A 23,739-nucleotide genomic window follows, 5' to 3' on the forward strand; every position below is an offset into this window, starting at 1 on the left:
CCCGCGGCCAGGGCGCGGAGAGCTCGTGAGGGGGAAACATGTCACGTTTCGTACGGTGGGCGGCCGCGGTCGCCACAGCGGTACTGGTGGCCGGATGCGGCGGCGAACCGTCCGGCGGGGACGACGGAGGCGGAGGCAAGAACCGGTCGGATCCGCCGCCGGGACCGGCGGCCGTCGCCGGCCTTCCCTCCTCGCTCACATCGCAGAAGCCCGACTGGGGTCGCTGCAAGAAGACCGCGGACTCCTCCGCACCCGGCGGCGCCTGGGAGTGCGCGACGCTCAGGGTCCCGCTGGACTGGGCGAAGCCGGGCGGTGCGACCATCGGCCTCGCCCTGATCCGGGCCCGCGCCACGGGCCACGACCGCATCGGCTCCCTGCTGTTCGACTTCGGCGGACCGGGCGGCTCCGGCCTGTCGATGATGCCCTACTACGCCAACTCCGTCCCCGAACTGCGCGAGCGGTACGACCTGGTGAGCTGGGACCCGCGCGGGGTCGGCGCCAGCGGTGGCATCCGCTGCCGCGGCGACCGGGACATCCAGGCCACCGAGACCGTGGACACCACCCCGGACACCCCGGCCGAGGAGAAGGCGTACCTCCAGGACGCGACCGCCTTCGGCAAGGGCTGTGCGCGGAACGCCGGCAAGCTCATGGCGCACGTCTCCACGACCGACACGGCCCGCGACATGGACCTCATGCGCCAGGTCCTCGGCGACAGGAAAATGCACTACTTCGGCATCTCGTACGGCACCGAACTGGGCGGCGTGTACGCCCACTTGTTCCCGCGGAACGTGGGGCGGCTGGTCCTCGACGCGGTGGTCGACCCCACCGCCGACTCGGTGGGCCACGCCGAGAACCAGGCCAGGGGCTTCCAGCGGGCCCTGGACGACTACCTCAAGTCCACGGGCCAGGACCCGAAGCAGGGCTCGCGGAGGATCGCGGACCTGCTCCGGCGCATCGACGCCAAGCCGCTGCCCACCTCCTCCGGACGCAGGCTCACGCAGACACTCGCCATCACCGGCATCGTCCTGCCGCTGTACAGCCAGACCCGCTGGCCGACGCTGACCGCCGCGCTGAAGGCGGCCGAGCAGGGCGACGGCTCACGACTGCTCTCCCTCGCGGACGACTACAACGAGCGTGACGCTTCGGGGCACTACGGCACGACGACCCATGCTCAACGCGTCATATCGTGCTTGGACGACAGGCAGCGGCCGACGCTCGCGGAGACGAAGAGGCGGCTGCCGGAGTTCGAGAAGATCTCGCCGGTGTTCGGGGACTTCCTCGGCTGGGACACGGCGGGGTGGTGCCACGACTGGCCGGTGCCCGGACAGTACGACACCCCGAAGGTCAGCGCGCCGGGCGCGGCACCGATCCTGCTCATCGGCAACACCGGGGATCCGGCGACGCCGTACGAGGGCGCCCGCAGGATGGCGGACGAACTGGGCAAGGGCGTCGGCGTGGAACTCACCTGGAAGGGCGAGGGGCACGGGGCGTACGGCAACGGGAGCGACTGCGTCGACTCGACGGTGAACGCCTATCTGCTGAAGGGGAAGGTGCCGAAGGACGGCAAGGTCTGCTCATGACGACGGCGGGGGCTCCGCGCACCCGTGGCGCCTGGAGCCCCCGCCGCGAAGGAAGCAGGGCGAGCCGTGGCTCAGTAGACCGGCTTGTGCGGCTCGATCTGGTTGACCCAGCCGATCACGCCGCCGCCGACGTGGACGGCGTCCGCGAAGCCCGCGGACTTCAGGACGGCGAGGACTTCCGCACTGCGGACACCCGTCTTGCAGTGCAGGACGATCTTCTTGTCCTGCGGGAGGTCCTGCAGGGCGCTGCCCATGAGGAACTCGTTCTTCGGGATCAGCCGGGCGCCCGGGATGGAGACGATCTCGTACTCGTTCGGCTCGCGGACGTCGATGATCTCGATGTTCTCACCGTCGTCGATCCACTCCTTGAGCTGCTTGGGAGTGATGGTGGACTCGGCGGCCGCGGCCTGCGCCTCCTCCGAGACGACGCCGCAGAAGGCCTCGTAGTCGATGAGCTCGGTGACGGTCGGGTTCTCGCCGCAGACCGCGCAGTCGGGGTCCTTGCGGACCTTCACCTGGCGGTACTGCATCTCCAGGGCGTCGTAGATCATCAGGCGGCCGACCAGCGGGTCGCCGGTGCCCGTGAGGACCTTGATGGCCTCGGTGACCTGGATGGAGCCGATGGACGCGCACAGCACGCCCAGGACACCGCCCTCGGCACAGGACGGGACCATGCCGGGGGGCGGGGGCTCCGGGTAGAGGCAGCGGTAGCAGGGACCGTGCTCGGACCAGAAGACGGACGCCTGGCCGTCGAAGCGGTAGATCGAGCCCCACACGTACGGCTTGTTCAGCAGGACACACGCGTCGTTCACCAGGTAGCGGGTCGCGAAGTTGTCCGTGCCGTCGACGATCAGGTCGTACTGGCTGAAGATGTCCATCACGTTGTCGGCCTCGAGCCGCTCCTCGTGAAGGATCACGTTCACGTACGGGTTAATGCCCTCGACGGAGTCGCGGGCCGACTCGGCCTTGGAGCGGCCGATGTCGGCCTGGCTGTGGATGATCTGCCGCTGCAGGTTCGACTCGTCGACCTCGTCGAACTCCACGATGCCGAGCGTGCCCACGCCCGCCGCGGCCAGGTACATCAGCGCAGGCGAGCCCAGACCGCCGGCGCCCACACAGAGCACCTTGGCGTTCTTCAGCCGCTTCTGCCCGTCCATCCCGACATCGGGGATGATCAGGTGGCGGGAGTACCGGCGGACCTCGTCTACGGTGAGCTCAGAGGCTGGCTCGACCAGGGGTGGCAGCGACACGGGAACTCCGTTGGTCGGTCGATCACTACGGTTGTTCTCCGTGTAACACTGCCATGGCCTTCTTCATTCCGAGACACCCGTTCCGACCCGCGAGACAATCTCGTCCCAGTAGCCGGGCATGGTCTCCCAGGGGTCGGTTCGGCCGCCGCGGTCGGTACGGGCGAGGCGGTCCGAGCGGTCGGTGAAATAGATCGTCGCCGCGCCCTGCCAGCGGGCGATCCGCAGCGCCTCCTCGAGGTGGCCGCGGGGCACGCCGTGCACGAAGTGGCAGAAGCGCTCGGGCGGATGGTCGGCGGTCCACTCGGCGACCTGGGACCAGCGGTACTCGGACCAGGGGCCGGAGAAGGTCACCAGTTGGTCGGCGCTCTCGGCGTAGCCGGCGTAGGGGTGGGTGCCGTGGCCGAGGACGACGTGGGCCTCGTCACGCATCGCGCGGAGCGTGCCGACGGTGCGCCGGATCTCGGGGAGCGCGGCGCGCTCGGTCGGGCAACGGTCCAGGAGGAAGCCGTCGGCCCGGTACCACTCGACGTAGTGCTGCGCGTCGGCGAGCAGGTCCCCGAGGGGGCGGGCACCGTGAGCGATGTCCAGACGGCCGAGCACGCGGACGCCGGTATTGCTCAGGCGTCCGGCCGCCTCCAGGCAGTGCGGATCGGGGCGGGCGCCGGGGCCGTTCGCGACGTTGAGGACGACCCAGTGCAGGGGCGTGCCGGGGCGGGTGAGTTCGGCCCACTCGGCCGGGGCGACAAGGGGGTGCGCAAAGCCGGGGACACCGAAGCCTGTGCGCAGTCCGGTGCTCTTGGTGCCCGGGCCCGCGCTGGTCAGATGCGGCACGCCGCCTCCATCCAGATGTCGGCAAGGGACTCTTCGAGATTGATCCGGGGACGCCAGCCGAGCCGGTCGCGTGCGGTGCGCACATCGGCCTGCTGCCAGCTGCCGCAGCCGTCCGGGTACGGGTACGCGACCGGGGCCGCGTGGTCGGATTCGGGGCGGGGGTGGCCGATGGGCGCCCGCAACGGGCCCGGGGGGCCGTCGAGTTCGTGCAGGGCCCCGCCGTACCCCGCGACGCGGGCGAGGACGGCGGCGGCGTCCCGGATGCGTACGGCACGGCCCGAGCCGATGTTGATGACGCCCTGCGCGGCGGAGAGCGAGGCGGCGTGCACGGCGCGGGCGACGTCGCGTACGTCGATGAAGTCCCTCTGGGCGCCCAGGCCGCCGAGCTTGAGTTCGCCGTCGCCGGACTGCATGGCGCGGCGCATGGCCTCGGCGAGCCGGCCGAGCGGCGAACCCGCCGGGGTGCCGGGTCCGGCGGGTGAGAACACGCGCAGGACGACGGCGTCGAGACCGGATCCCAGGACCAGTTCGGTGGCGGCGAGTTTGCTGACGCCGTACGGGCCGCCGGGGCGGGGCACCGCGTCCTCGGCCGTGGAGGAACCGGGCTGGCTGGGACCGTACTCGGAGCTGCAGCCGATCTGCACCAGACGGGCGCCGCAACCGCTGCGGCGCAGGGCCTCGCAGACGGTGGCGACGGCGACGGTGTTGTGCCGGGTGAGTTCACGGGCGCCACCGCGCGTGGCACCCGCGCAGTTGACGACGACACCGGGATGGACCGCGTCGAGGAAGCGGGTGAGCGCTCCGGGACTTCCGGTCGCGAGGTCGAAGCGCACGTCGGCGTCGTCGCCGCGGCCAAGGGCGGTGAGCTGGACGGCCGGGTCCGCGAGCAGACGGTCGGCGACGAAGCGGCCGAGATAGCCGTTGGCTCCGATCAGCAGAACCCTCATCGCGCGGCTCCCGGGGTGTGCGCACCGGCTGCCCCGGTGGCTCCGGACGCTCCGGGTCGGGAGGTGGTCATCTGGCGTTCTCCTTCGAACGGTCAAGGGCGTGATGCGAGTGCCTGCGGCGCCTTGGCAGGGAGCCCGCGGCCGGGGGCGGTGTGAGTGGCTGCGGCGCTTTGGCAGGGAACCTGCGGCTGGGCGCGGTGCGGTTGCCTGCGGTGCCTTGGCGCGGAGCCCGAGGCTGGGCGCGCTGCGGTTGCCTGCCGCGCTTTGGCGGGGAGCCCGCGGCTGAGAGCGGTGCGGATTTCGAGCTGGGAGCGAGGCAGAGTCCAAGTCCAGGACGGAGTCCAGCTCCAGGGACGGCGGACGATTTCGCCGGCCGGGGAGACGGGAGGTGGGTGGCGCCGGTCATCAGGGTTCTCCCGTCGGCGCGTGGGCCGAGGCCCGAGTGAGAGTGCGGGTGGCGTGGAACAGCAGGGTCAGGGCGCCTGCGGTGCAGGCGAGCGTCGGGACGCTGCCCGTGCCCCAGGCGTCCACGAGGGACTCGACCGGGACGGAGAGGAAGGCGCACCCCGGAAGGCGGCCGCCGAGGACCAGGGCGGGCGCCATCGCCTCGGTCGCGGCAGCGGCGGCGAGCCCGAGGGCTGCGGGGTGGGAGAGGTGGTGGATACAGAGGAGCCGCGCGAGCAGGAGGAGGGAGCCCAGAGCGAGGATCTCGGGATAGGCGGCGCTCTCGTGCAGGATCGCGCCGCACACGGCGCCCAGGGCCGCGAGGGCGCACAGGAACAGGGCGAACGTGCCGAGCAGCAGCGGCTGTGCGGCGGCGGTGAAGTCGTCCAGGCCCCGGCTGGCGGTGAGCCTGCGGCGCGCGTGGGTGGCGAAGAGGTGCGCACTCCAAGCCGCCGGGACGCAGGCCAGGGTGAGGGCCAGGACGGGGGCGGTGGCCAGGGGCCAGGGGCCGTCCGTCGTACCGTTCGGCAGGCCGTCGGGGCCGCCGCCCATGACGGCGTCGAGCAGGCCGTCGCCGAGGGCGGCGTAGCCGAGGAGCCACCAGGTCCACGCGCGGGGGCGGGCTGCCGTGCGCCACGCGTGCGTGCCGGGAGGCGTGCTCAGCGGGCCGCGGCGGAGGGCGGCGCGCGCGCCGAGGGCCACGGCGAGGATGCCGGTGACGACCACCAGGAACCGGTTCCGGCCCTGCGTGAGGTGCAGGCCGATCACGGTCGCCGTGCTCAGGGCGCCGGGCAGGAGGGCGAACAGGGCCCAGTCGGCTCGTTCCCGGGGCGCGGTGGCGGTTCCAGGGTGGGGAAGCGGTTCGCCGTCTCGGGGGACGCGGGCGTACATCTCCTCCGCGAGGGAGAAGACGTCGCGGTGACGGAAGCGGGTGGCCGTGCGGTCGGTCATGCCGTGCGCCTCGAGCCCCGCCGCGATCTCCAGGGCGTCCACGGCCCTTTCGCACAGGTCGCGGTGACGGTGCATCAACACCTTCACGGGGTCGGCGGCGCCGCGACGGCCGACGGCGGGTGCGCGGCCAGTGACCGGGGCCGGGGCCGGGTCGGCACCGACCTCGACCTCGTCTTGGGCGCGCTCGGCGCGCTTGTCCAGGTCGTTCATCACGCCCCCTCCGTGGCGGCCAGCCGGGTGGCGCGTACCGGGGATACGAGCTCCTGCGATACGGACCCCGGGGCGCCGCGGGCTGCGACGCCGGCCGTGGGACCGGTCCAGCAGCCCGGGATGTAGGCCTCGGCAGGGAGGGCGAAGGGGAGGGGTTCGCCGGAGTCGCCGAGGATCACGCGGGGCGCCGGACAATGCGCCACGATCTCCAGGTAAATGCCGTGAAATGCCGTGAGGTTCTGCTCGACGGTGAACAGTTCGAGAGCGCGGGCGCGGGCGGCGGCGCCCAGGCGCTCACGGCGCTCCGGGTCGCGCAGCAGCGCCACGCAGGCCTCGGCGAGGGCCCGCGGATTGCGCGGCGGTACGACGAGACCCGTGCCGCCGATGACCTCCACGACCGCGCCGGCGTCCGTGGACACGGTCGCGCGGCCGCAGAACATCGCCTCGACCAGGCCGACCGGGAAGCCCTCGACGACGCTGGACAGCACGGTCACGGCGCCGGAGGCATAGGCGTCGGCGAGGGTCGGAGCCTCCGGGCCGCCGATCTCCTCGAAGGACACGGGGTTGTCGCCGACCGCGTACGCGCCCTCCGCCTCGTCCGGGAAGAGCTGCGCGGCAAGCACCTTGCAGTGGCCCAGATACGCCTCGCCCTCGGCGCCCGCCGCCCCGCCCAGGATCCGCAGACGGGCCTTGGGCTCCGCCTTGCGCACCTCCGCGAAGGCGTGCAACAGGGACACCAGGTCCTTGGCGGGTTCGACGCGACCGACCCACACCAGCGTGTCCGGATCGCCGCGGTCCGGTGACTCGCCCACCTCGGCGAAACGAGCGGCCTCCATGCCCGGGTGAACGGTGCGGATCTTGGCCCGGTCGGCGCCGCAGCGTTCCTGCCAGCGGCGCGTGTGCGCGTTGCCGGGCGTGACGATGGCGGCCTGGCGGTAGACCTCGGCGGCGAGTCGGCGGTGGAAGGCGGCGAGCAGGACCCGGACCGCCGGAGCCTCCGTACCGGCGCCGGAGGCCAGGTAGTGCGAGCGCAACTGCACCCCGTACTCGGTCACCAGCAGAGGTACGCCGAAGAAGTGGCGCGCGAGCAGCCCGGGCAGGGCCGCCGTACCGCCGGATGTCGCGTGGCACAGGTCGGCCGCACCGAGGCCGTCGGTCTCGTACCAGTCGAGGGAGAGGGGGCGCAGGGCGCGTTCGAGGTGTGCGGCGAGGGCGAGCAGGTCGGGCACGCGGGCCTCCCGCGCCGTTCGCGGTGCGCCCGGGGCACGACAGGCGCGCTCCCATGCGTGTACGGCGGTTTCGGAGCGGAGCGCGCCGATCAGGCCACCCTCGTCACGGGCCAGTTCCGCGAGGCCGTACAGAGCGCTGGCGAAACGGTCCTCCTGCTCATCGGGCCCGGCACAGACGGCCCCGGCGAGCTCCTCGTAGGACTCGGCGAAGCGCCGGCGCGCACGCCGTCCGTACACGATCCCGTCGTCGTCCGCGGTCCACAGCGGCGCCGTGTGCACCCGGCCGACCTGCGACGGGAGCGGGACCCAGCCCTCGTCCTCCTGGCTCCGGGTGCGGCTGAGCGCGTAGATGTCGAACTCGTGCTGCCCGAGCCCGCGCACGAGCCGGTCGCACCAGAGCCTGGCGTCACCGCTCACATACGGATAGCCACCCTCTGTCAGCAGTCCGATGCGCACGAGCACACCCCCGATCTCCCGTATGGAGAGCCGCCCTTGTCCCGGCGGCTCGCAGCGGGACGAAGGTATGCGGACTTGGCGGTGGTGCGATGGACGGTTGTCCGTCGCACCACCAAAAGGGGTGAACGGTCGTAACTTTCCCGTGCGGGTCGCGTTTCGTCGCGCTAGGAGATCAAGCGCGCACAGATCGTCACATCGGCGAGCGATGCCCGTCAGCGCTGACGATCTCCGTCAGCGCTTGGGAAACGGCCAGGGGTTGGGCAGGCAGTGGATGCCGTCATGGTCGAGGAACTTGGTCTGCTGCTGCATGACCGGGGCGAGCTCGCCGTCCTTGTCGCAGGTGACATGGCCGTAGCCGAGCCGGTGGCCGACCTCGTGATTGATGAGCATCTGCCGGTAGGGGTGGATGGCGTCGCCGTACGTCTTCGAGCCCTGCGCCCACCGGTACGCGTTGATCATCACGCGATCGGTGGAGGCCGAGTCGCACGAGACGTTGTCCTCGGTGGTGTCGAGTCCCGACTTGGCGCACCATTCGGCCGTCGTCCCCGGACTGGCGAGCGTGATGACGAAGTCGGGCCTGCCGGAGGAGACGCGCGCGAAGGTGCGGGCACCGTCGTGGGCCCAACTGCGGCCGTCGTTGAGCGTCTTCTGCACGGCCTCGGCGAACAGCCCGCCGTCCAGGCCGAGTCCCCGCTCCACGTCCACGCGGTAGGTGTACTTGCGGCCGCTTCCGGGCGCCTTGTCGGCGCCGGGGACGGCTTCGAACTTCCCCGAGCCCATGAACGTGGCACCGAGCGCGTACCTCTTGTCCATCTTCTGCTCGTACGTCAGCGCCGTCGCGCCCGGCAGCGTGGGCGCCTGCCCGACACCGGGCGCGGCCGAGCCGTGGGGGTCGAGAGCCGGGTCAGGGGCTGACTGCGACCGCGCCTCGGCGCTGTCGCGGCCGTCGGCCACCTGTCCGGCCACGACCACCACGAGCACGGTGGTGACGGCGGCGGCCGCGATCCCGGTGAAGGCGCGTCCCTTGCCTCCCTTGGTCTGCGCGGGCGGGCCCGTGGGGGCTTCGTCGTCGTCCACGCCGGCCTCGTCCGCCGGGTCGGTGACGGGACCGTACGACTCCGTGCGCTGGGCGCCGACCCCGAACCGTCCGGGCTGACCCGGCTGACCCGGCCGCCCGGACCGGAGCGCGAAGACATCGTCGTCGACGTCGCCCTCGCTGCCGACGGCACGGGGCGCGCCGAAGGCGTCGAACGCGTCCAGGTATTCCTGCCTGGGGCCGCCCGGAGCCGGCGCCTGCCGCTGCCGCGGTACGGCCGCACCGGGTCCCGTCGGCGCGGTCCGCCCCGGAACCACACCGAGTCCGGGGCCCGAACCCGGTCCCCCACCGGCCCGTCCCCTGAAGTCGCCCCAGCCGCCCCCGGGTTCACGCTGTTCGGGGTGGCCACCGCGGGCACCACCACGGGCCTGCGGGACGCCCTGCGCCGGAGTCCCGTCCGGGAAACGAGGGACACCATGGGCGGGAGTCCCGTCAGGAACGGGGCTCCCGTCAGGACGTGGTCGCGCGCCCCGCTGCTCCCGCGCTTCCCGCTGCGCCCGCTGCTCTGTCGTTATGTCCGCGACGTCGTCCTTGGCCTTGGAGGCCGACCCGCGGCGGCTGTGGCGTCCCACGTCGCCCCTAGTCCCCCGTATCCGCACTCGCGCCGGCGGCGTCGCCTCCGGTCGCCGTGCCGTCGTTGTCCGCACCCGCTTCACTCACCGCGTCTCCCGTCCCGCCGGAAGCATCCGCTCCCCGCACAGAACCCAACGCCCCGACCTCCGCGAGGAGTTCCCGGAACCGCCCGGCCACCATGTCCGGGTACTCCATCATGGCGACGTGACCGGCGTCCGGCAGGGACAGCAGGCGGGAGTCGCGGAAGGAGCGGGCCGCCTTCTGGGCCATGCGGTAACCGACGAGCTGGTCACGGCCGCCGTATATCAGGAGGGTCGGGACGAGGACGCGCTCGGCCTGGCGCCACAGCCCCTGCTGGCCGCCCAGCGTGTACGCGTTCACCAACCCGCGCGCGGAACGCGCCATCGCGTCCCAGAAGTACGGCAGTCGCAGCCGTCGCTCCAGCTCCTCCACGGCGTGCTGGAACCCCTCGGGCGACACCCGCTCGGGGTCGCCGTAGCAGAGCGCCATGACACCGCGGACCCGCTGTTCGACCGTCCAGTCCTTGCTGAGCCGGGTGAACAGCGCGGCCACGCCGGGCACGCCGAGCAGCGCCGTCGGCACCGCGGTCCGCTGCACGCGCAGCTCCGGGAGCGCGGGCGAGACGAGCGTCAACGTCCGTACGAGATCAGGGCGTACGGCGGAGACGCGGGTCGCGACCGCCCCGCCGAGCGAGTTGCCGAAGAGGTGCACCGGGCCGCGCGCCGCCGCGTCGAGATAGCGGATGACCGCGCGCGCGTGCCCCGTGACCGAGTAGTCGCCGTCGTCCGGTGGCGGGGAGTCGCCGAAGCCCGGCAGGTCGACCGCCTCGCAGTCGACGACGCCCTCGAGCTCCGCCATCAACGCCGACCAGTTCTGCGAGGAACCGCCGAGCCCGTGGACGTACAGCGCGGGCGGCAGTCCCGCGCGCGCGGGCGGTCTCGACCGGATCGACAGCGTGACCCCCGGGAGCCCCACGGACCTCAGCCGCTCGCCCTCCGCGACCCTGACGCGCACCACCTCCGGAAGGACACTGGTGGCCGGCACGAACGGCAGCTCGGTCGAAGACATACGGCGATGTTACGAGACGATCACGTTGTGGTTCATGTGTTCGCTGTCACAGATCACCGTCACGGCGACCGCGGGCCGAGGACGCTCTCCCGGGCGGGCCACACGGGGCATGGGGCCGGATGACGCGGGGAACGGAGCCGGATGGCATAGCGTCCGCATCAGGTGTCTCCTAGGCTCGTACAGAGGGCGCCCGTATTGGCCCCCGACCGCTCCGGGGACGTCCGCAGGAAGGGAGCCCACCATGAACTTCGACCCCACCGACCCCGAGACGCTCGAGGAGCTGGAGGAAGCCGACGTCACCGAGATCGACGTCGAGGCTCCCGAGGGCGACGCCGCCGAGCAGCTCGCGGACGTGACCGAGAAGCGCGACACCCCCCTGACCGGCGCGGGCGAGGGCCGCGCGAACGAGGCCGACCTCATCGAACAGGCGCGCGTCGTGTCCCTCGACGAGGACGACTACCGCTGAGGTCGGGGCGGGAACAAGGGACCTTCTGCCCCGGTTGAGCCCCTTTGGTCGGCTTTCGCCGCCATCCGGTACTGAAATTCTGCGGTCGCACCGCGCACACCACGGTTACCGAAAAGTACGATGGCCGCGCGGCGCTCACCGCACGTGGACGATTTTGGGAGGCGGCGTGACAGCCATCGAGCAGACAGAGGCGGCACGCCCGCGAGGTACGCGCCTGCCGCGCCGTGCCCGACGGAACCAACTGCTGGGCGCCGCCCAGGAAGTCTTCGTGGCCCAGGGCTACCACGCGGCCGCGATGGACGACATCGCCGAGCGCGCCGGCGTCAGCAAGCCGGTGCTCTATCAGCACTTCCCGGGCAAGCTCGACCTCTACCTCGCGCTGCTGGACCAGCACTGCGAGTCCCTGATCCAGGCCGTACGGACCGCCCTGGAGTCGACGACCGACAACAAGCAGCGCGTCCGCGCGACGATGGACGCCTACTTCGCCTACGTCGAGGACGAGGGCGGCGCCTTCCGGCTGGTCTTCGAGTCCGACCTGACGAACGAGCCCGCGGTGCGCGAGCGCGTCGACAAGGTCACCAACGAGTGCGCCGCGGCGATCTGCGACGTCATCGCCGAGGACACGGGCCTGTCCCGCGACGAGTCGATGCTGCTGGCCTCCGGGCTCGGCGGTCTCGCCCAGGTGGTCGCGCGCTCCTGGCTGCACAGCGACCGCAGCGTCCCGCGCGACCAGGCGGTCCAGCTGCTGGCCTCGCTGGCCTGGCGCGGCATCGCCGGCTTCCCGCTGCACGGGACCGACCAGCACCACTGACGCCCTCGCCGGGCGTCCGGCCGGCACCCCGGCACCCTCCCCCTGTTCGCTCTTGGCGTGCTCGCGCGGAGCATGTCCGTCCCCTCACCGGGCTAATGTGTGCTGAGTACGGCGCGGAAGATCGCGCACTTCACTGACCGTCGGAGGGACAAAGCCGTGGAGGTCAAGATCGGCGTGCAGCACGCGCCCCGCGAGATCGTTCTGGAGAGCGGTCAGAGCGCGCAGGAGGTCGAGCGCGCGGTGGCCGAGGCGCTGTCCGGAAAGTCGCAGCTGCTCAGCCTCGAGGACGAGAAGGGCCGCAAGGTCCTCATCCCGGCGGACCGCCTCGCCTACGTCGAGCTCGGCGAGCCGACGGCCCGCAAGGTGGGCTTCAGCGCGCTGTAGTTCGTACGCGCTGCGTCGTAGCCGACCGTGCTACGCCATGCATGACGGGAAGGGCCCGGTGGCGACCAGCCACCGGGCCCTTCCCGTGCCACCTGCAGCCCGCGCCGCCCACGCCCCGTGCCCCACACCCCCTGCCACCTGCAGCCCGCACCGCCTACAGACGGACTACACGCCTGGCACACACGTCGCACACAGGGGAGGATTGCATTCCGCAGGTCACGGGTAGGACGGGCTACGACCGTGAAGCGCAGGCCGGCCGTGGGAGGGCCCCTTGATGATCCTGGAAGCTCTCGGTTCCGCCCTGCTCGGAGTGGCGCTGGCATGGACCGCGGTGCGCCGTCTGTCCCACCGGCTGCCCGCCCGCCCCCTGGTGTTCTGCACGGGCGTGGCCGGAGCCCTGTTCGGCGACTTCGTCACCCACAGCGCGCTGGGCTTCGACACGGTCCTGCTGAGTCTGCTCGGCGCGGCGGTCGTCTCCGCGGCGTCGCTCTCCCTGCTGCTGCGCCCCGCGCGGGGACTTCGCCGCCGACCGGCGCCGCCGTCGGGACGTTCGGCACCGGCGTAGGCGCGAGAAACAGCTAGGCGGCCAGCCCCAGCGCGGCCATCCGCTTGGTGTGCGCCTCGGTGATGCGGGAGAACATCCGGCCGACCTCGGCGAGGTCGAAGCCGTCCGCGACGCCGCCGACCAGCATCGTGGACAGGGCGTCCCGGTCCGCCACGACCCGCTGGGACTGCGACAGCGCCTCGCCCATCAGACGCCGCGCCCACAGGGCGAGCCGGCCGCCCACGCGCGGGTCCGCGTCGATCGCCGCACGTACCTTCTCCACCGCGAAGCCCGCGTGCCCGGTGTCGTCGAGGACCGCCAGGACGAGCTCGCGGGTGTCGGAGTCGAGGCGGGCCGCCACCTCGCGGTAGAAGTCGCTGGCGATCGAGTCGCCGACGTACGCCTTGACCAGGCCCTCCAGCCAGTCCGAGGGCGCCGTCTGCCTGTGGAAGCCGTCGAGCGCCGCGACGAACGGCTCCATCGCCCGCGTCGACTCCTCGCCGATCTCCGTGAGCCGGTTGCTCAGCTGCTCGAAGTGGTGGAACTCGGCCGACGCCATCTTCGCCAGTTCCGCCTTGTCCGCCAGGGTCGGAGCCAGCTTGGCGTCCTCCGCGAGCCGCTCGAACGCCGCCAGCTCGCCGTAGGCGAGCGCACCCAGCAGGTCCACCACCGCGGCACGGTACTGCGGGTCGGCCGAGGCCTGCGCCCAGTCCTGGGCGGCGACGCCGGTGTGTTCGGCGGATTCGGCGCTTCCGGCAGCGACTTCGGCGGTTTCGGCAGCGACGTTGTCAGGCTTGTCAGAGCTCGTCATGAAGCGCACAATAGCCCGCCCTTCGCACGAGGGAAGCCCTGGCCAACCACTGTGGCCACGGCTACGTGACCAAATCGGCCATCGCGAGTGCGCGAATCCGAGGTATGGTGGTAATGCGCCTGCTGAGTGCGTCGATGCTTTTCGACGTCTTCCGACAGGTCGCACGCATGAGGATGCCCGGTCGGTGGCCCGATCGGCTCCGACCCGACAGCCCTCCCGGCCGTACGGCACTGCGCGTACGCCCACCGGAGGGACCCTCAGCGGTTCGAGCGCTAGAGCGTCGGCAGAGGTCCCGTGTCCTACGGCTTGCCCCAGCGGTTCGCTGTAAGGCAGCCGACGTCCCGGCACGGTCTGACACGACCCCCGCGCTCGCCTCGCGCCGCACACACAGAAGAGGCAGCACCCTGACTACGACGTTTCGAGAACTCGGAATCCTTCCCGAGACCGCCGAGGCCCTGGAGGCCGTCGGCATCATCAACCCCTTCCCCATCCAGGAGATGACGCTCCCCGTCGCCCTCTCGGGCACGGACGTCATCGGCCAGGCCAAGACCGGCACGGGCAAGACCCTCGGCTTCGGCCTCCCGCTCCTCGAGCGCGTGACCGTCCCCGCCGACGTCGAGGCCGGCCGCGCCCGCCCCGAGGACCTCACCGACGCCCCGCAGGCGCTCATCGTCGTCCCCACGCGTGAGCTGTGCCAGCAGGTCACGAACGACCTGCTGACCGCGGGCAAGGTGCGCAACGTGCGCGTCATCGCGATCTACGGCGGCCGGGCCTACGAGCCCCAGGTCGAGGCCCTGCAGAAGGGCGTCGACGTGATCGTCGGCACCCCGGGCCGTCTGCTCGACCTCGCGGGCCAGAAGAAGCTCGACCTCTCCCGCGTCAAGTGCCTGGTGCTCGACGAGGCCGACGAGATGCTCGACCTGGGCTTCCTGCCCGACGTCGAGAAGATCATCGGCATGCTTCCGGCCAAGCGCCAGACCATGCTGTTCTCGGCGACCATGCCGGGCGCGGTCATCGGCCTGGCCCGCCGCTACATGTCGCAGCCCACGCACATCCGCGCCACGGCGCCGGACGACGAGGGCGCGACCGTCGCGAACATCACGCAGTTCGTCTACCGCGCGCACAACATGGACAAGCCCGAGATGGTCGCGCGCATTCTGCAGGCCGACGGCCGCGGGCTCGCGATGATCTTCTGCCGTACGAAGCGCACGGCCGCCGACATCGCCGAGCAGCTCCAGCGCCGCGGCTTCGCCTCCGGCGCGGTCCACGGCGACCTCGGCCAGGGCGCCCGCGAGCAGGCGCTGCGCGCCTTCCGCAACGGCAAGGTCGACGTCCTCGTCTGCACCGACGTCGCCGCGCGCGGCATCGACGTCGAGGGCGTGACCCACGTCATCAACTACCAGTCCCCCGAGGACGAGAAGACGTACCTGCACCGCATCGGCCGTACGGGCCGCGCGGGCGCCAAGGGCACGGCGATCACGTTCGTCGACTGGGACGACATCCCGCGCTGGCAGCTGATCAACAAGGCGCTGGAGCTGGGCTTCCCCGAGCCGGTGGAGACGTACTCCTCCTCCCCGCACCTCTTCACCGACCTCGGCATCCCCGAGGGCACCAAGGGCGTCCTGCCCCGCTCGGAGCGCACGCGCGCCGGGCTGGCCGCGGAGGAGCTGGAGGACCTGGGCGAGACCGGCGGCCGCGGTCGCGGTGGCCGGGGTGGCCGCGGGGACCGCGGTGGTCGTGGAGACTCCCGCGCCGACTCCCGCAACGAGTCCCGTTCCGCCGAGCGTGAGCGTACGCCGCGTCGCCGCCGCCGTACGCGGGGCGGGTCCCCGCTGGACTCCGCGCCCGATACGGCTCCGGTCGACACCGCGTCGCCGGCCGTCGAGGCCGCCCCCGCGGAGGAGGCCACGGCGCCCCGTACCCCGCGTCGCCGTCGGCGCACGCGTGGCGGTGCGCAGGCAGAGCCGGTGGCCGTCACGACGGTGACCGAGCCGGCGGAGGCCGCCGTGGAGACGGCGGAGGGCCCGGCCGCGCTCGACACCCCCGAGAAGCCGCGCCGCCGTCGCACCCGCAAGTCGGCGGAGCCGTCGGTGACGCAGGCCGAGGCCGCGCCCGCGGTCGAGACCGAGGCTCCGGTGACCGAGCCGGTCGCGGAGGCGCAGCCGCGCCGCCGCACCCGCACGGCCACGCAGGCGTCCGAGACCGCCGTCGCCACGGCCGAGACCGAGGGCACCGACGAGGCCGCCCCCGCGACGAAGCCGCGCCGCACCCGCAAGACCGCGGCCGCCGCCGAGGCTGCCGAGGCCGTGGTCGGCGCCGCCGAAGCGGTCGTGGACGCGGTCGACGGTGCCGAGGCCAAGCCCAAGGCCCGCCGGACGCGCAAGGCCACGGCCACCGCCGAGGCCGCGGTCGACACGGCCGAGGCCGCCGAGGTCAAGCCGAAGCGCACGCGCAAGGCGACCACGACCGCCGCGGACGCGCCCGAGGCCACGGAAGCCAAGCTCCGCCGCCGCACCCGCAAGACCGCGGCCGCCGCCGAAGCCACCGTGGACGCGGCCGAGGCCGCCGAGGTCAAGCCGAGGCGCACGCGCAAGGCTGCCGCCACCGGCGCCGAAGCCGCTGTGGACGCGGTCGACGGTGCCGAGACCAAGCCCAAGGCCCGCCGGACGCGCAAGGCCACGGCCGCCGCCGAGACGGTGACCGCCGGGATTCCGGCGCAGGCCGCCGAGGAGCCGGAGGCCAAGCCGCGTCGCCGTACGCGCAAGGCCGCCGAGGCTGTCGAGGCTGTCGAGGCCACCGGCGACGGTGCCGAGGCCAAGCCCAAGGCTCGCCGGACGCGCAAGGCCACGGCCGCCGCGGAGGCGACGGAGGCCTGATCCCGCGCCCGGAACAGGCCCGGAACAGCCCGACGGCCCGGCCCACTTCGCGTGGGTCCGGGCCGTCGGCGTTTCCGCACGCACGCATCCGCCCTTCCCCTGTCCTTCTCCCGCGCGCCGGATAACCTCTGCACATGAGCAGGCCTGCGTCCTTCGTCCCGCCCCCCGGCGCCCGCGCCTACTCCCTGCGGACGGCACGCGGTGAGTTCGCCGTCGTCGACGCCCCCGTGGCCGCCGGTGTCGAGCCCAAGGGGGTCGCCCTGCTGCTGCCCGGGTTCACCGGGAGCAAGGAGGACTTCAACCCGCTGCACGTGCCGTTGGCGCAGCGCGGGTACCGCACCGTCGCCGTGGACGGGCGCGGGCAGTACGAGACCGGCGGCCCGGAGAACGACGAATCCGCTTACGCACAGGCCGAGTTGGCTCGGGACGTCCTCGCGCAGGCGGAGGCTCTCGACACGCCCGTCCACCTCCTCGGGCACTCTCTGGGCGGTCAGATCTCCCGCGCGGCCGTCCTGCTCGACCACGCCCCGTTCCGCTCGCTCACCCTCATGGCCTCGGGTCCGGCGCACATCTCCGTCTCCCAGCAGCAGCGCGTGAAGCTGCTACGGGACGCGCTCGGCACGATGTCGATGGCCGACGTGTGGGTCGCGATGCGCGCCATGGAGGCACCGGAGGAGACCGAGACGGCCCGGCTCGACGGCGGGCTGGACGACCGGGAGGATCTGCGGCGGCGCTGGATCGCCACCCGGCCGGCCCAACTCCTCGCCACCGGCCGCCAGTTGTGCGTCGAGCCCGACCGCGTCGGCGAACTCGCCGCGCTGAGCCTGCCGTTCCACGTCCTGTCGGGCGCGCTCGACGACACCTGGCCGGTGACGCTCCTCGACGAGATGGCCGTACGGCTCAGGGCCCGCCGGACGGTCGTGGACGGCGCCGAGCACTCCCCCAACACCGACCAGCCGCTCCCCACCGCCCGCGCGCTAGCGGACTTCTGGGACGGGGCCGAGGAACAGGCTCAGTAGCAGGCTCGGAATTCAGTACTGGGTCTGCAGGTGCTCCCAGAAGCCGTCCCGCAGCGCGCGGCGCAGGTCCGCCTGGCCGCGCAAGGAGTACTGCAGCAGGCCCTCGGCCTCGACGAGCAGGTCCTGGTCGACCGGGCCGGGCAGGTAGGGGTGGCCGGGGAGCAGTTCCACCAGGGCGTCCCGGCCGCGGGAGGACAGCCACTTCGCCGCGATCCGGGCGCCGACGAAGCGGACGTCCTCGCGCGTCGGCCGGCCGGTCGTGCACTCGTAGGCGGGCGCGGTGCGCCGGGAGACGTACGGCTTGAAGAAGTCGAGGTCGAAGGTGCGCTGGCTGTCGACCTCCCAGAGCAGGGGCTCGGCCTGGTTGCGCCCCTCGGGCGCCTCGATGCCCCAGAGGTGGACCCGGGCGCCGTACCCCTGCGCCGCCTCCACCGCCGGCACCAGGTCCTCGTCGCCGCCGACGAGCGCCACGTCGCTGATGGCGCGGTGGCGGGCCAGGGACTCCAGGTCGCTGCGGATCAGTGAGTCGACGCCCTTCTGCTGGTTGTTGGCGTTGAGGTTGCCGAGGCGGACCTTCACGTCGGGGAGTTCCGCGATGGACTGCTGCTCGGCGGTGTGGATCCGGCGCCGTGCGCCGTCGTACCAGTAGACCCGCAGCAGCCTGCTGTCCGCGAAGATCGTGCGGGCGCGGTCGATGAGCGACTCGATCAGGCCCTCCGCGTCGAGGTCGAAGGCGCGGCGATCCTCCGTCCCGGTGACCAGCCGGCCCGCGGCCGCGTACAGGTACCCCGCGTCGACGAAGATCGCGTGGGTCGAGGGGGTCTTGGCCACTTCGGCGAGCATGCGCTGGAGCAGCTCGTTGGTGCGGTCGATACGGGCCTGGAGTGCGGCGAGGTCGTCATTCATCGCCTCCATTGTCCGGGTGGTCACGCTGCGGAGCCAACCGGTCCCGGTCGGTCCCGCAACCGTCACTACCGGGCAGTACTTAGCTGTTCGAAAAATTTCCTTAGCGTAGGGAATGTTTGACTCGGGCAGTCCGTTGTAGAGGGTGTATGCCAGTAGTTCTCCTCAGGAGGATGACCAGACGAAGGGAGAAGCCTTGCGCTTCGAAATCATGCGCCTCGACGAGATCAACGGGACTACCGTGGACAGCACCGTCGTAGACGCCGCCTCCGTCAACCGGATCGTTCAGCAGGCCGCCGCCATCGGGCAGCGACTGTGGATTCGACCGGCCGAGACCACGGTCTCGTAACACTTGACGTAACAGCCTTCAGAGCCCCCGTACGACATCGATGTCGTACGGGGGCTCTGCGCTGTACGGGGCTCTCGCGCGGGGCGGGCGGCCGCCTCACGCGCCCTTGATCACCTGCAGGACGCCGTTGATGATCTGCTGCACCGCGATCGCGGAGAGCATCATGCCCGCGAGCCGCGTCACGAGGACCACGCCGCCGTCCTTGATGACCCGGATGATCAGCAGCGAGTAGCGCATCGTCGCCCACAGCACGACATGGATCGCGAGGATCGCGGCCCACACCGAGACCTGCGTGGCGACGCTGTGGGCCTTCTGCACGGCCAGGATGACCGACACGATGGCGCCGGGACCGGCCAGCAGCGGCATGCCCAGCGGTACGAGGGCGACGTTGACGTCCTTCGTCTGCTGGGGCTCGTCCGTCTTGCCGGTGAGCAGGTCGAGCGCGATCAGCAGGAGCAGCAGGCCGCCCGCGATCATCAGCGCGGGGACGGAGACGTGCAGGTAGTCCAGGATCTGGTGACCGAGCAGCCCGAAGACGACGATCACGCCTCCGGCCACGCAGACGGCCTGGAACGCCATCCGCCTCTGCACCTTGGCGGGACGCCCCGCGGTGAGCGCGAGGAAGATCGGGGTGATCCCGGGGGGATCCATGATGACGAAGAGGGTCAGGAACAGGGAGCCGAAGACGGCGACATCGAACATGGGTGGAGCGCAGGCCTTGCGGAGGAGACGGACGAATCAGGAGAAAGCAGAAGAACGGGAGAAAGCCGAGGAAACGGCTTTGCGCGGGTAAGGCGGCGGTGGGCCTCAGGCTCCGCCGGTCCCGGGCACCGGGAACGCCCCGGTCGCCCGCCGGACGATCTCCCCGTACACCTCGGGGTCGGTGGTGTACTCGCCGAGCGCGACGGCCTTCCGGCTGCCGTGGTAGTCCGAGGACCCCGTGGTCAGCAGCCCCAGCTCCTTCGCCAGCCCGCGCAGCCGGGCCCGGGTGTCGGTGTCGTGGTCCATGTGGTCGACCTCGATGCCGTCCAGGCCGGCCGCGGCCAGCTCGGCGATCGTGGACTCCGGCACCGTGCGGCCGCGCTTGGCGGCGGCCGGGTGCGCGAAGACGGTGACGCCGCCCGCACTCTTGACCAGCCGGATCGCCTCGAAGGGGTCGGTCTCGTGCTTCTCCACGAAGGCCCGGCCGCCGTCGGCGAGCCACTCGTCGGTGAAGGCGTCGCTCACGGTCGCCACGACGCCGAGCTCGACGAGCGCGGAGGCGACGTGCGGACGCCCGACCGATCCGCCGCCGGCGATCCGCTCCACCTGCTCCCAGGTGACCGGCACGCCCAACCCGTTCAGCTTGGCGATCATGGCCTGGGCGCGCGGCACCCGGTCGTCCCGGACCAGCTCGCGCTCGGCGAGCAGTGCGGGCTCCTCGGGATCGAAGAGGTACGCCAGCAGATGCATGGAGACGCCGTCGACCCGGCAGGACAGCTCGGCGCCGGTGACGAGGGTGAGCCCCTCGGGCAGCGCGGCGGTGGCAGCGGCGTACCCGCGAGTGGTGTCGTGGTCGGTCAGCGCGACGACGTCCAGACCGGCCGCGGCGGCGTGACGCACCAGCTCGGCCGGGGTGTCCGTACCGTCGGAGGCCGTGGAGTGGCAGTGCAGATCGATGCGCACGACGCGGGCTCCAGGCGGTGACGGGTCGGATGAGGACACCTAAGGATAGCGGGATTCCCGCACTCCGGTGTCACACCCGCAGCCGGGATGCGCCCCCTACACCTGGCCCGCACGACGTCACGGCTTCAGCAGCCGCGGTGACAGCGCTCCACACGGCACGAGGTCGACCTCGGCGCCGACGTCCCGCAGGTCCGTCAGCACCAGCTCGTCGTACATCAGCAGCCCGGTCTGCTCGGGCCACACCACCGCCCACAGCCACAGTCCGAGCGCCTCGCCCGCGAAGACGGCGCGGTCGTCGGGGGCGCCGGAGACGTGCCACAGCGGGGTCGGGCGTCCGGCGGCCAGGACCTTGGCCTGGGGCGGCTTCTCGACGTTCAGATACGGCCCCGGGTCCGGGCCGTCGATGCCGGCGTAGCGGGCGCCGAGGCCGACGCCGAGCTCCTCGGCGACCAGGATCAGCTCGCCCACCCCGCCGAGCGGGCCGGGGCCCGAGCAGGCCACCGCCGTCGCGCGGCCGCCGCTGCGGTCGTCGCCCGCGATGGCCACACCCGTGAACAGCCAGCCGACCGGCAGCGGCCACGGCATCCACACCGGGACCTGCGTGCGATGCACCACGACACTGAGCGCCTCGACGCTGGGCGGGATCACAGGCTGCAACGGATGCACCGTCCCGTGCACATCGCACTGCCAGGAATCGGCGAAGAGTCCGGGAGCCCTGACCCGGCCACCACACTTCGGGCAACTGGGTTCGCCCCTCATAGGGCCCCACGGTCCTACCCCCGCTGCGCCACGTCAAGGACGATCACCCGTCCGGGCGGAAACACCGACCAGGAGGAATGGGACAGCCCGTGCATCGGCGGCGTGGGAGGCCCGAGGGAGGGGACCCGGGACACGGCGTCGAGGCGGTCACCACCGCCTCCAACTGGCCGCCTTCCGAACGGTGTTGGTGAGATCCGCCACTCCCGGTTCAGTCGAGCGGGACGGAGCGGCGGGCGGGATCGCGCAGGTCGGTGCCGTTCGTCAGCCAGCGCTCCTGGAGGGCCTGGGCGCCGTGGACGCGCTTCCAGGCGGCCTCGTTCGGCGTCATCGGGAGCAGCGGCAGGAAGCGCACCGGCTCCAGGGGCTCCTCCAGTTCCAGGTCCTCGACCAGGCCGCCCGGCTCGGCGACCAGGACCGAGGTGAAGGGGGCCCCGGGCCACAGCGACTCGCCCAGGTCGAGGGAGGCGCCGGGGGTCACCACCAGGCCTTCCACCTGCGGAGACGCGGCGAGCACGGCGAGCGGGCGGAGCGCCTTGTCGGTGTCGGCGAGGCCGGCGCGGACCGAGAGGACCAGCTCGGCGCGGGGCCCCTTGACGGGGTCGGCGAGCACCGCCGTGGGGTCGGCCATGGGGTGCGCGGACATGCCGAGCGTGGCGTAGCGGACGACGTCACCCTCCTGGAAACGGAGCACCTCGATGCGGTCCGTACCGAGGAAGGTGACCGCGGCGCGCGCGTCCGGTTCGCCCAGCGCGGTGCTCAGCCGGGCCTCGACCAGAGGGAGGACATCAACCATGCCGTGAGCATAGAACTCGTCAGCTGAAGGCAAAGCGGCACCTTGACACTTCGGGCGGCTGGTACTCTGAGCCGGTGGTTCGGGGCGGCACGCAGAAGCGATGCAGTCGAGTCCCGGTACCGACGAATCTCCCTTACGAGGGACCGGCCGGAGGAGGTGGGGCTGCGATGGATCGAAGTCGACCGTGCAGTACCATCCGCTCTTCCGGCCGTTGATGTAGCTGCTCCGGCTCGTTCTGCCTGGCTGCCACCTCTCGCAATCGTGCGCGCTCCTGCCGCCACACGGAAGAGCACTTCGTTTCGTTTTACCTGATCGTCTGATCTGCCCGATCGCCTGACCAGTCCGATGCGTCCGGCCTGGGTCATCCGATCTGCATCAGTTGCCGAATCAGCAGCGAAGCTCAACACCGCGACGGTGCGGTGCTCCCCGCTTTGTGGACGTGCCAAACATCCGCAGTCAGGACGTCCTCATTCCGGGTAGTTCCAACCGTCGTAGCGGCCCTTGCGTGCCTCGCTGCTCGTTGCGAAGGAGCCTGCCATGTCGATGATCCGCGACCTGCGCGCCGTGGTCCGTCCGTCCCGTCCGTCGCTGCGCAAGGACGCCCGGCGCACGGACGTCCTGCGCATGGACACCGGCGCCTACGACAGCACCCGCGACCCCTCGACCCCCTCCGCCGTCGTCGACTGCGCCGTGTACCGCGAGGGCGTCCGCGTCGAGAGCGAGGGTCCGCTGACCCCGCAGGAGGCGATGCGGCTGGTGCGCCGCGACGGGGGGTTCGTGTGGATCGGGCTGCACGAGCCGACCGAGGCCGAATTCTCCGGTATCGCAAGCGAGTTCGGGCTGCACCCGCTGGCCGTGGAGGACGCGGTGCAGGCGCACCAGCGCCCGAAGCTGGAGCGGTACGACGACTCGCTCTTCACCGTCTTCAAGACCATCCACTACGTCGAGCACGACCGGCTCACCGCCAACAGCGAGGTCGTGGAGACCGGTGAGGTCATGTGCTTCACCGGGCGGGACTTCTTCATCACCGTCCGGCACGGCGGCCAGGGCTCGCTCAGGGCGCTGCGGCACCGGCTGCAGGACGACCCCGAGCTGCTCGCCAAGGGCCCCTCGGCCGTGCTGCACGCCATCGCCGACCATGTCGTCGACGGCTACATCGCGGTCGCGGACGCGGTGCAGGACGACATCGACGAGGTGGAGACGGAGGTCTTCTCGCCGGGCCGCAAGGGCGGGGTCTCCCGCGGTGTGGACTCGGCGCGGATCTACCAACTCAAGCGTGAGGTGCTGGAGTTCAAGCGTGCGGTGTCGCCGCTGCTGCGCCCCATGCAGCTGCTGAGCGAGCGGCCGATGCGGCTGGTCGACCCCGACATCCAGAAGTACTTCCGGGACGTCGCCGACCACCTCTCCCGCGTGCACGAGCACGTGGTCGGCTTCGACGAGCTGCTGAACTCCATCCTCCAGGCCAACCTCGCCCAGGCGTCGGTCGCGCAGAACGAGGACATGCGCAAGATCACGGCCTGGGCCGCGATCATCGCCGTGCCGACGATGGTGTGCGGCGTGTACGGCATGAACTTCAAGTACATGCCCGAGCTGCACTGGAAGTACGGCTACCCGGTGATCATGGGCATCACGGTGGCCCTCTGTCTCGGCATCCACCGCACCCTGAAGCGCAACGGCTGGCTGTGAGCAGCCGCCGGGGCGGC

General features: G+C 71.9%; 22 protein-coding genes. 9 read left to right on the plus strand and 13 right to left on the minus strand.

The features are described 5' to 3' along the window. Positions 1-38: 38 nt before the first annotated feature. A complete protein-coding gene (locus tag ABZ910_RS11010) occupies positions 39-1,580 on the plus strand; it encodes an alpha/beta hydrolase (RefSeq protein WP_361361884.1) in 1,542 nt (513 codons plus the stop codon). 71 nt (positions 1,581-1,651) lie between these two features. Here ABZ910_RS11010 and moeZ read toward each other — a convergent pair whose 3' ends face one another. The 7 genes from moeZ to ABZ910_RS11045 all read right to left on the minus strand — a co-directional run bounded on the left by moeZ (position 1,652) and on the right by ABZ910_RS11045 (position 10,656). After that, on the minus strand, positions 1,652-2,830 hold the full coding sequence (gene moeZ / locus ABZ910_RS11015) for an adenylyltransferase/sulfurtransferase MoeZ (RefSeq protein WP_361361886.1): 1,179 nt from the start codon (positions 2,828-2,830) through the stop codon (positions 1,652-1,654). Between the two features lie 63 nt (positions 2,831-2,893). Then, positions 2,894-3,661 (minus strand): spherulation-specific family 4 protein, encoded by a 768-nt coding sequence (locus tag ABZ910_RS11020; RefSeq protein WP_361361888.1) that lies wholly within the window; start codon positions 3,659-3,661, stop codon positions 2,894-2,896. Continuing rightward, the gene (locus tag ABZ910_RS11025; RefSeq protein ID WP_361361890.1) at positions 3,649-4,608 is read right to left on the minus strand and encodes an NAD-dependent epimerase/dehydratase family protein; all 960 of its coding nucleotides are present in this window, start codon (positions 4,606-4,608) and stop codon (positions 3,649-3,651) included. Before ABZ910_RS11025 ends, ABZ910_RS11020 begins: the two co-directional genes overlap by 13 nt. A gap of 405 nt (positions 4,609-5,013) precedes the next feature. Next, entirely contained in the window at positions 5,014-6,213 is a 1,200-nt protein-coding gene (locus ABZ910_RS11030; protein WP_361361892.1) for a hypothetical protein, read from the minus strand. Further along, on the minus strand, positions 6,213-7,898 hold the full coding sequence (locus tag ABZ910_RS11035) for a DUF3492 domain-containing protein (RefSeq protein WP_361362258.1): 1,686 nt from the start codon (positions 7,896-7,898) through the stop codon (positions 6,213-6,215). The genes ABZ910_RS11030 and ABZ910_RS11035 overlap by 1 nt, the downstream gene beginning before the upstream one ends. Before the next feature lie 231 nt (positions 7,899-8,129). Further along, positions 8,130-9,509 (minus strand): DUF3152 domain-containing protein, encoded by a 1,380-nt coding sequence (locus ABZ910_RS11040; protein WP_361362261.1) that lies wholly within the window; start codon positions 9,507-9,509, stop codon positions 8,130-8,132. Between the two features lie 64 nt (positions 9,510-9,573). Further along, entirely contained in the window at positions 9,574-10,656 is a 1,083-nt protein-coding gene (locus ABZ910_RS11045; RefSeq protein ID WP_361361894.1) for an alpha/beta hydrolase, read from the minus strand. Between the two features lie 241 nt (positions 10,657-10,897). Between ABZ910_RS11045 and ABZ910_RS11050 the strand changes: the two genes are divergently transcribed. The 4 genes from ABZ910_RS11050 (at position 10,898) to ABZ910_RS11065 (ending at position 12,882) form a co-directional block, all read left to right on the plus strand. Then, entirely contained in the window at positions 10,898-11,122 is a 225-nt protein-coding gene (locus ABZ910_RS11050; protein ID WP_361361896.1) for a hypothetical protein, read from the plus strand. 166 nt (positions 11,123-11,288) lie between these two features. Beyond that, positions 11,289-11,933, plus strand: a complete 645-nt coding sequence (locus ABZ910_RS11055; protein ID WP_361361898.1) for a TetR/AcrR family transcriptional regulator — start codon at positions 11,289-11,291, stop codon at positions 11,931-11,933. Positions 11,934-12,089: 156 nt separating this feature from the next. Continuing rightward, the gene (locus tag ABZ910_RS11060) at positions 12,090-12,317 is read left to right on the plus strand and encodes a DUF3107 domain-containing protein (protein ID WP_361361900.1); all 228 of its coding nucleotides are present in this window, start codon (positions 12,090-12,092) and stop codon (positions 12,315-12,317) included. Positions 12,318-12,591: 274 nt separating this feature from the next. After that, positions 12,592-12,882: a hypothetical protein gene (locus tag ABZ910_RS11065; RefSeq protein WP_361361902.1), complete on the plus strand. Its 291-nt coding sequence runs from the start codon at positions 12,592-12,594 to the stop codon at positions 12,880-12,882. A 13-nt stretch (positions 12,883-12,895) separates the two neighbouring features. On the opposite strand, the gene ABZ910_RS11070 is transcribed toward ABZ910_RS11065, so the two are convergent. After that, positions 12,896-13,681, minus strand: coding sequence for a ferritin-like fold-containing protein (locus ABZ910_RS11070; RefSeq protein WP_361361904.1), 786 nt, complete (start codon positions 13,679-13,681; stop codon positions 12,896-12,898). A 488-nt stretch (positions 13,682-14,169) separates the two neighbouring features. Here ABZ910_RS11070 and ABZ910_RS11075 point away from each other — a divergent pair, with 488 nt between their 5' ends. Both ABZ910_RS11075 and ABZ910_RS11080 read left to right on the plus strand, forming a co-directional pair. Further along, positions 14,170-16,548, plus strand: a complete 2,379-nt coding sequence (locus ABZ910_RS11075) for a DEAD/DEAH box helicase (protein ID WP_361361906.1) — start codon at positions 14,170-14,172, stop codon at positions 16,546-16,548. A 134-nt stretch (positions 16,549-16,682) separates the two neighbouring features. Beyond that, the gene (locus tag ABZ910_RS11080) at positions 16,683-17,567 is read left to right on the plus strand and encodes an alpha/beta hydrolase (protein WP_361361908.1); all 885 of its coding nucleotides are present in this window, start codon (positions 16,683-16,685) and stop codon (positions 17,565-17,567) included. Positions 17,568-17,579: 12 nt separating this feature from the next. Here the strand turns inward: ABZ910_RS11080 and ABZ910_RS11085 are convergent, their stop codons facing one another. After that, positions 17,580-18,473, minus strand: coding sequence for an NYN domain-containing protein (locus ABZ910_RS11085; protein WP_361361910.1), 894 nt, complete (start codon positions 18,471-18,473; stop codon positions 17,580-17,582). A 193-nt stretch (positions 18,474-18,666) separates the two neighbouring features. Here ABZ910_RS11085 and ABZ910_RS11090 point away from each other — a divergent pair, with 193 nt between their 5' ends. Next, positions 18,667-18,819, plus strand: a complete 153-nt coding sequence (locus tag ABZ910_RS11090) for a hypothetical protein (protein ID WP_361361912.1) — start codon at positions 18,667-18,669, stop codon at positions 18,817-18,819. Positions 18,820-18,915: 96 nt separating this feature from the next. On the opposite strand, the gene ABZ910_RS11095 is transcribed toward ABZ910_RS11090, so the two are convergent. The 4 genes from ABZ910_RS11095 to ABZ910_RS11110 form a co-directional block, all read right to left on the minus strand. Beyond that, the gene (locus ABZ910_RS11095; protein ID WP_361361914.1) at positions 18,916-19,521 is read right to left on the minus strand and encodes a MarC family protein; all 606 of its coding nucleotides are present in this window, start codon (positions 19,519-19,521) and stop codon (positions 18,916-18,918) included. A gap of 105 nt (positions 19,522-19,626) precedes the next feature. Beyond that, entirely contained in the window at positions 19,627-20,484 is an 858-nt protein-coding gene (locus tag ABZ910_RS11100; RefSeq protein ID WP_361361916.1) for a PHP domain-containing protein, read from the minus strand. Positions 20,485-20,601: 117 nt separating this feature from the next. Next, entirely contained in the window at positions 20,602-21,243 is a 642-nt protein-coding gene (locus ABZ910_RS11105) for a DUF6758 family protein (RefSeq protein ID WP_361361918.1), read from the minus strand. A gap of 208 nt (positions 21,244-21,451) precedes the next feature. Continuing rightward, positions 21,452-22,036 (minus strand): suppressor of fused domain protein, encoded by a 585-nt coding sequence (locus ABZ910_RS11110; RefSeq protein ID WP_361361920.1) that lies wholly within the window; start codon positions 22,034-22,036, stop codon positions 21,452-21,454. A 537-nt stretch (positions 22,037-22,573) separates the two neighbouring features. Between ABZ910_RS11110 and ABZ910_RS11115 the strand changes: the two genes are divergently transcribed. Next, positions 22,574-23,722 carry a magnesium and cobalt transport protein CorA gene (locus tag ABZ910_RS11115; protein WP_361361922.1) on the plus strand — a complete coding sequence of 383 codons (1,149 nt, stop codon included), beginning with the start codon at positions 22,574-22,576 and terminating at the stop codon, positions 23,720-23,722. Positions 23,723-23,739: the final 17 nt, after the last annotated feature.

This window comes from Streptomyces sp. NPDC046805 (assembly GCF_040645355.1).
Taxonomy (GTDB): Bacteria; Actinomycetota; Actinomycetes; order Streptomycetales; family Streptomycetaceae; genus Streptomyces.

Bases quoted from the DNA above. Each gene is read 5' to 3' on its own strand.
- ABZ910_RS11010 (WP_361361884.1), top strand. From the start codon at position 39: ATGTCACGTTTCGTACGGTGGGCGGCCGCGGTCGCCACAGCGGTACTG.
- ABZ910_RS11025 (WP_361361890.1), bottom strand. From the start codon at position 4,608: ATGAGGGTTCTGCTGATCGGAGCCAACGGCTATCTCGGCCGCTTCGTC.
- ABZ910_RS11030 (WP_361361892.1), bottom strand. From the start codon at position 6,213: ATGAACGACCTGGACAAGCGCGCCGAGCGCGCCCAAGACGAGGTCGAG.
- ABZ910_RS11045 (WP_361361894.1), bottom strand. From the start codon at position 10,656: ATGTCTTCGACCGAGCTGCCGTTCGTGCCGGCCACCAGTGTCCTTCCG.
- ABZ910_RS11050 (WP_361361896.1), top strand. From the start codon at position 10,898: ATGAACTTCGACCCCACCGACCCCGAGACGCTCGAGGAGCTGGAGGAA.
- ABZ910_RS11065 (WP_361361902.1), top strand. From the start codon at position 12,592: ATGATCCTGGAAGCTCTCGGTTCCGCCCTGCTCGGAGTGGCGCTGGCA.
- ABZ910_RS11075 (WP_361361906.1), top strand. From the start codon at position 14,170: ATGACGCTCCCCGTCGCCCTCTCGGGCACGGACGTCATCGGCCAGGCC.
- ABZ910_RS11080 (WP_361361908.1), top strand. From the start codon at position 16,683: ATGAGCAGGCCTGCGTCCTTCGTCCCGCCCCCCGGCGCCCGCGCCTAC.
- ABZ910_RS11085 (WP_361361910.1), bottom strand. From the start codon at position 18,473: ATGAATGACGACCTCGCCGCACTCCAGGCCCGTATCGACCGCACCAAC.
- ABZ910_RS11095 (WP_361361914.1), bottom strand. From the start codon at position 19,521: ATGTTCGATGTCGCCGTCTTCGGCTCCCTGTTCCTGACCCTCTTCGTC.
- ABZ910_RS11105 (WP_361361918.1), bottom strand. From the start codon at position 21,243: ATGAGGGGCGAACCCAGTTGCCCGAAGTGTGGTGGCCGGGTCAGGGCT.
- ABZ910_RS11110 (WP_361361920.1), bottom strand. From the start codon at position 22,036: ATGGTTGATGTCCTCCCTCTGGTCGAGGCCCGGCTGAGCACCGCGCTG.
- ABZ910_RS11115 (WP_361361922.1), top strand. From the start codon at position 22,574: ATGTCGATGATCCGCGACCTGCGCGCCGTGGTCCGTCCGTCCCGTCCG.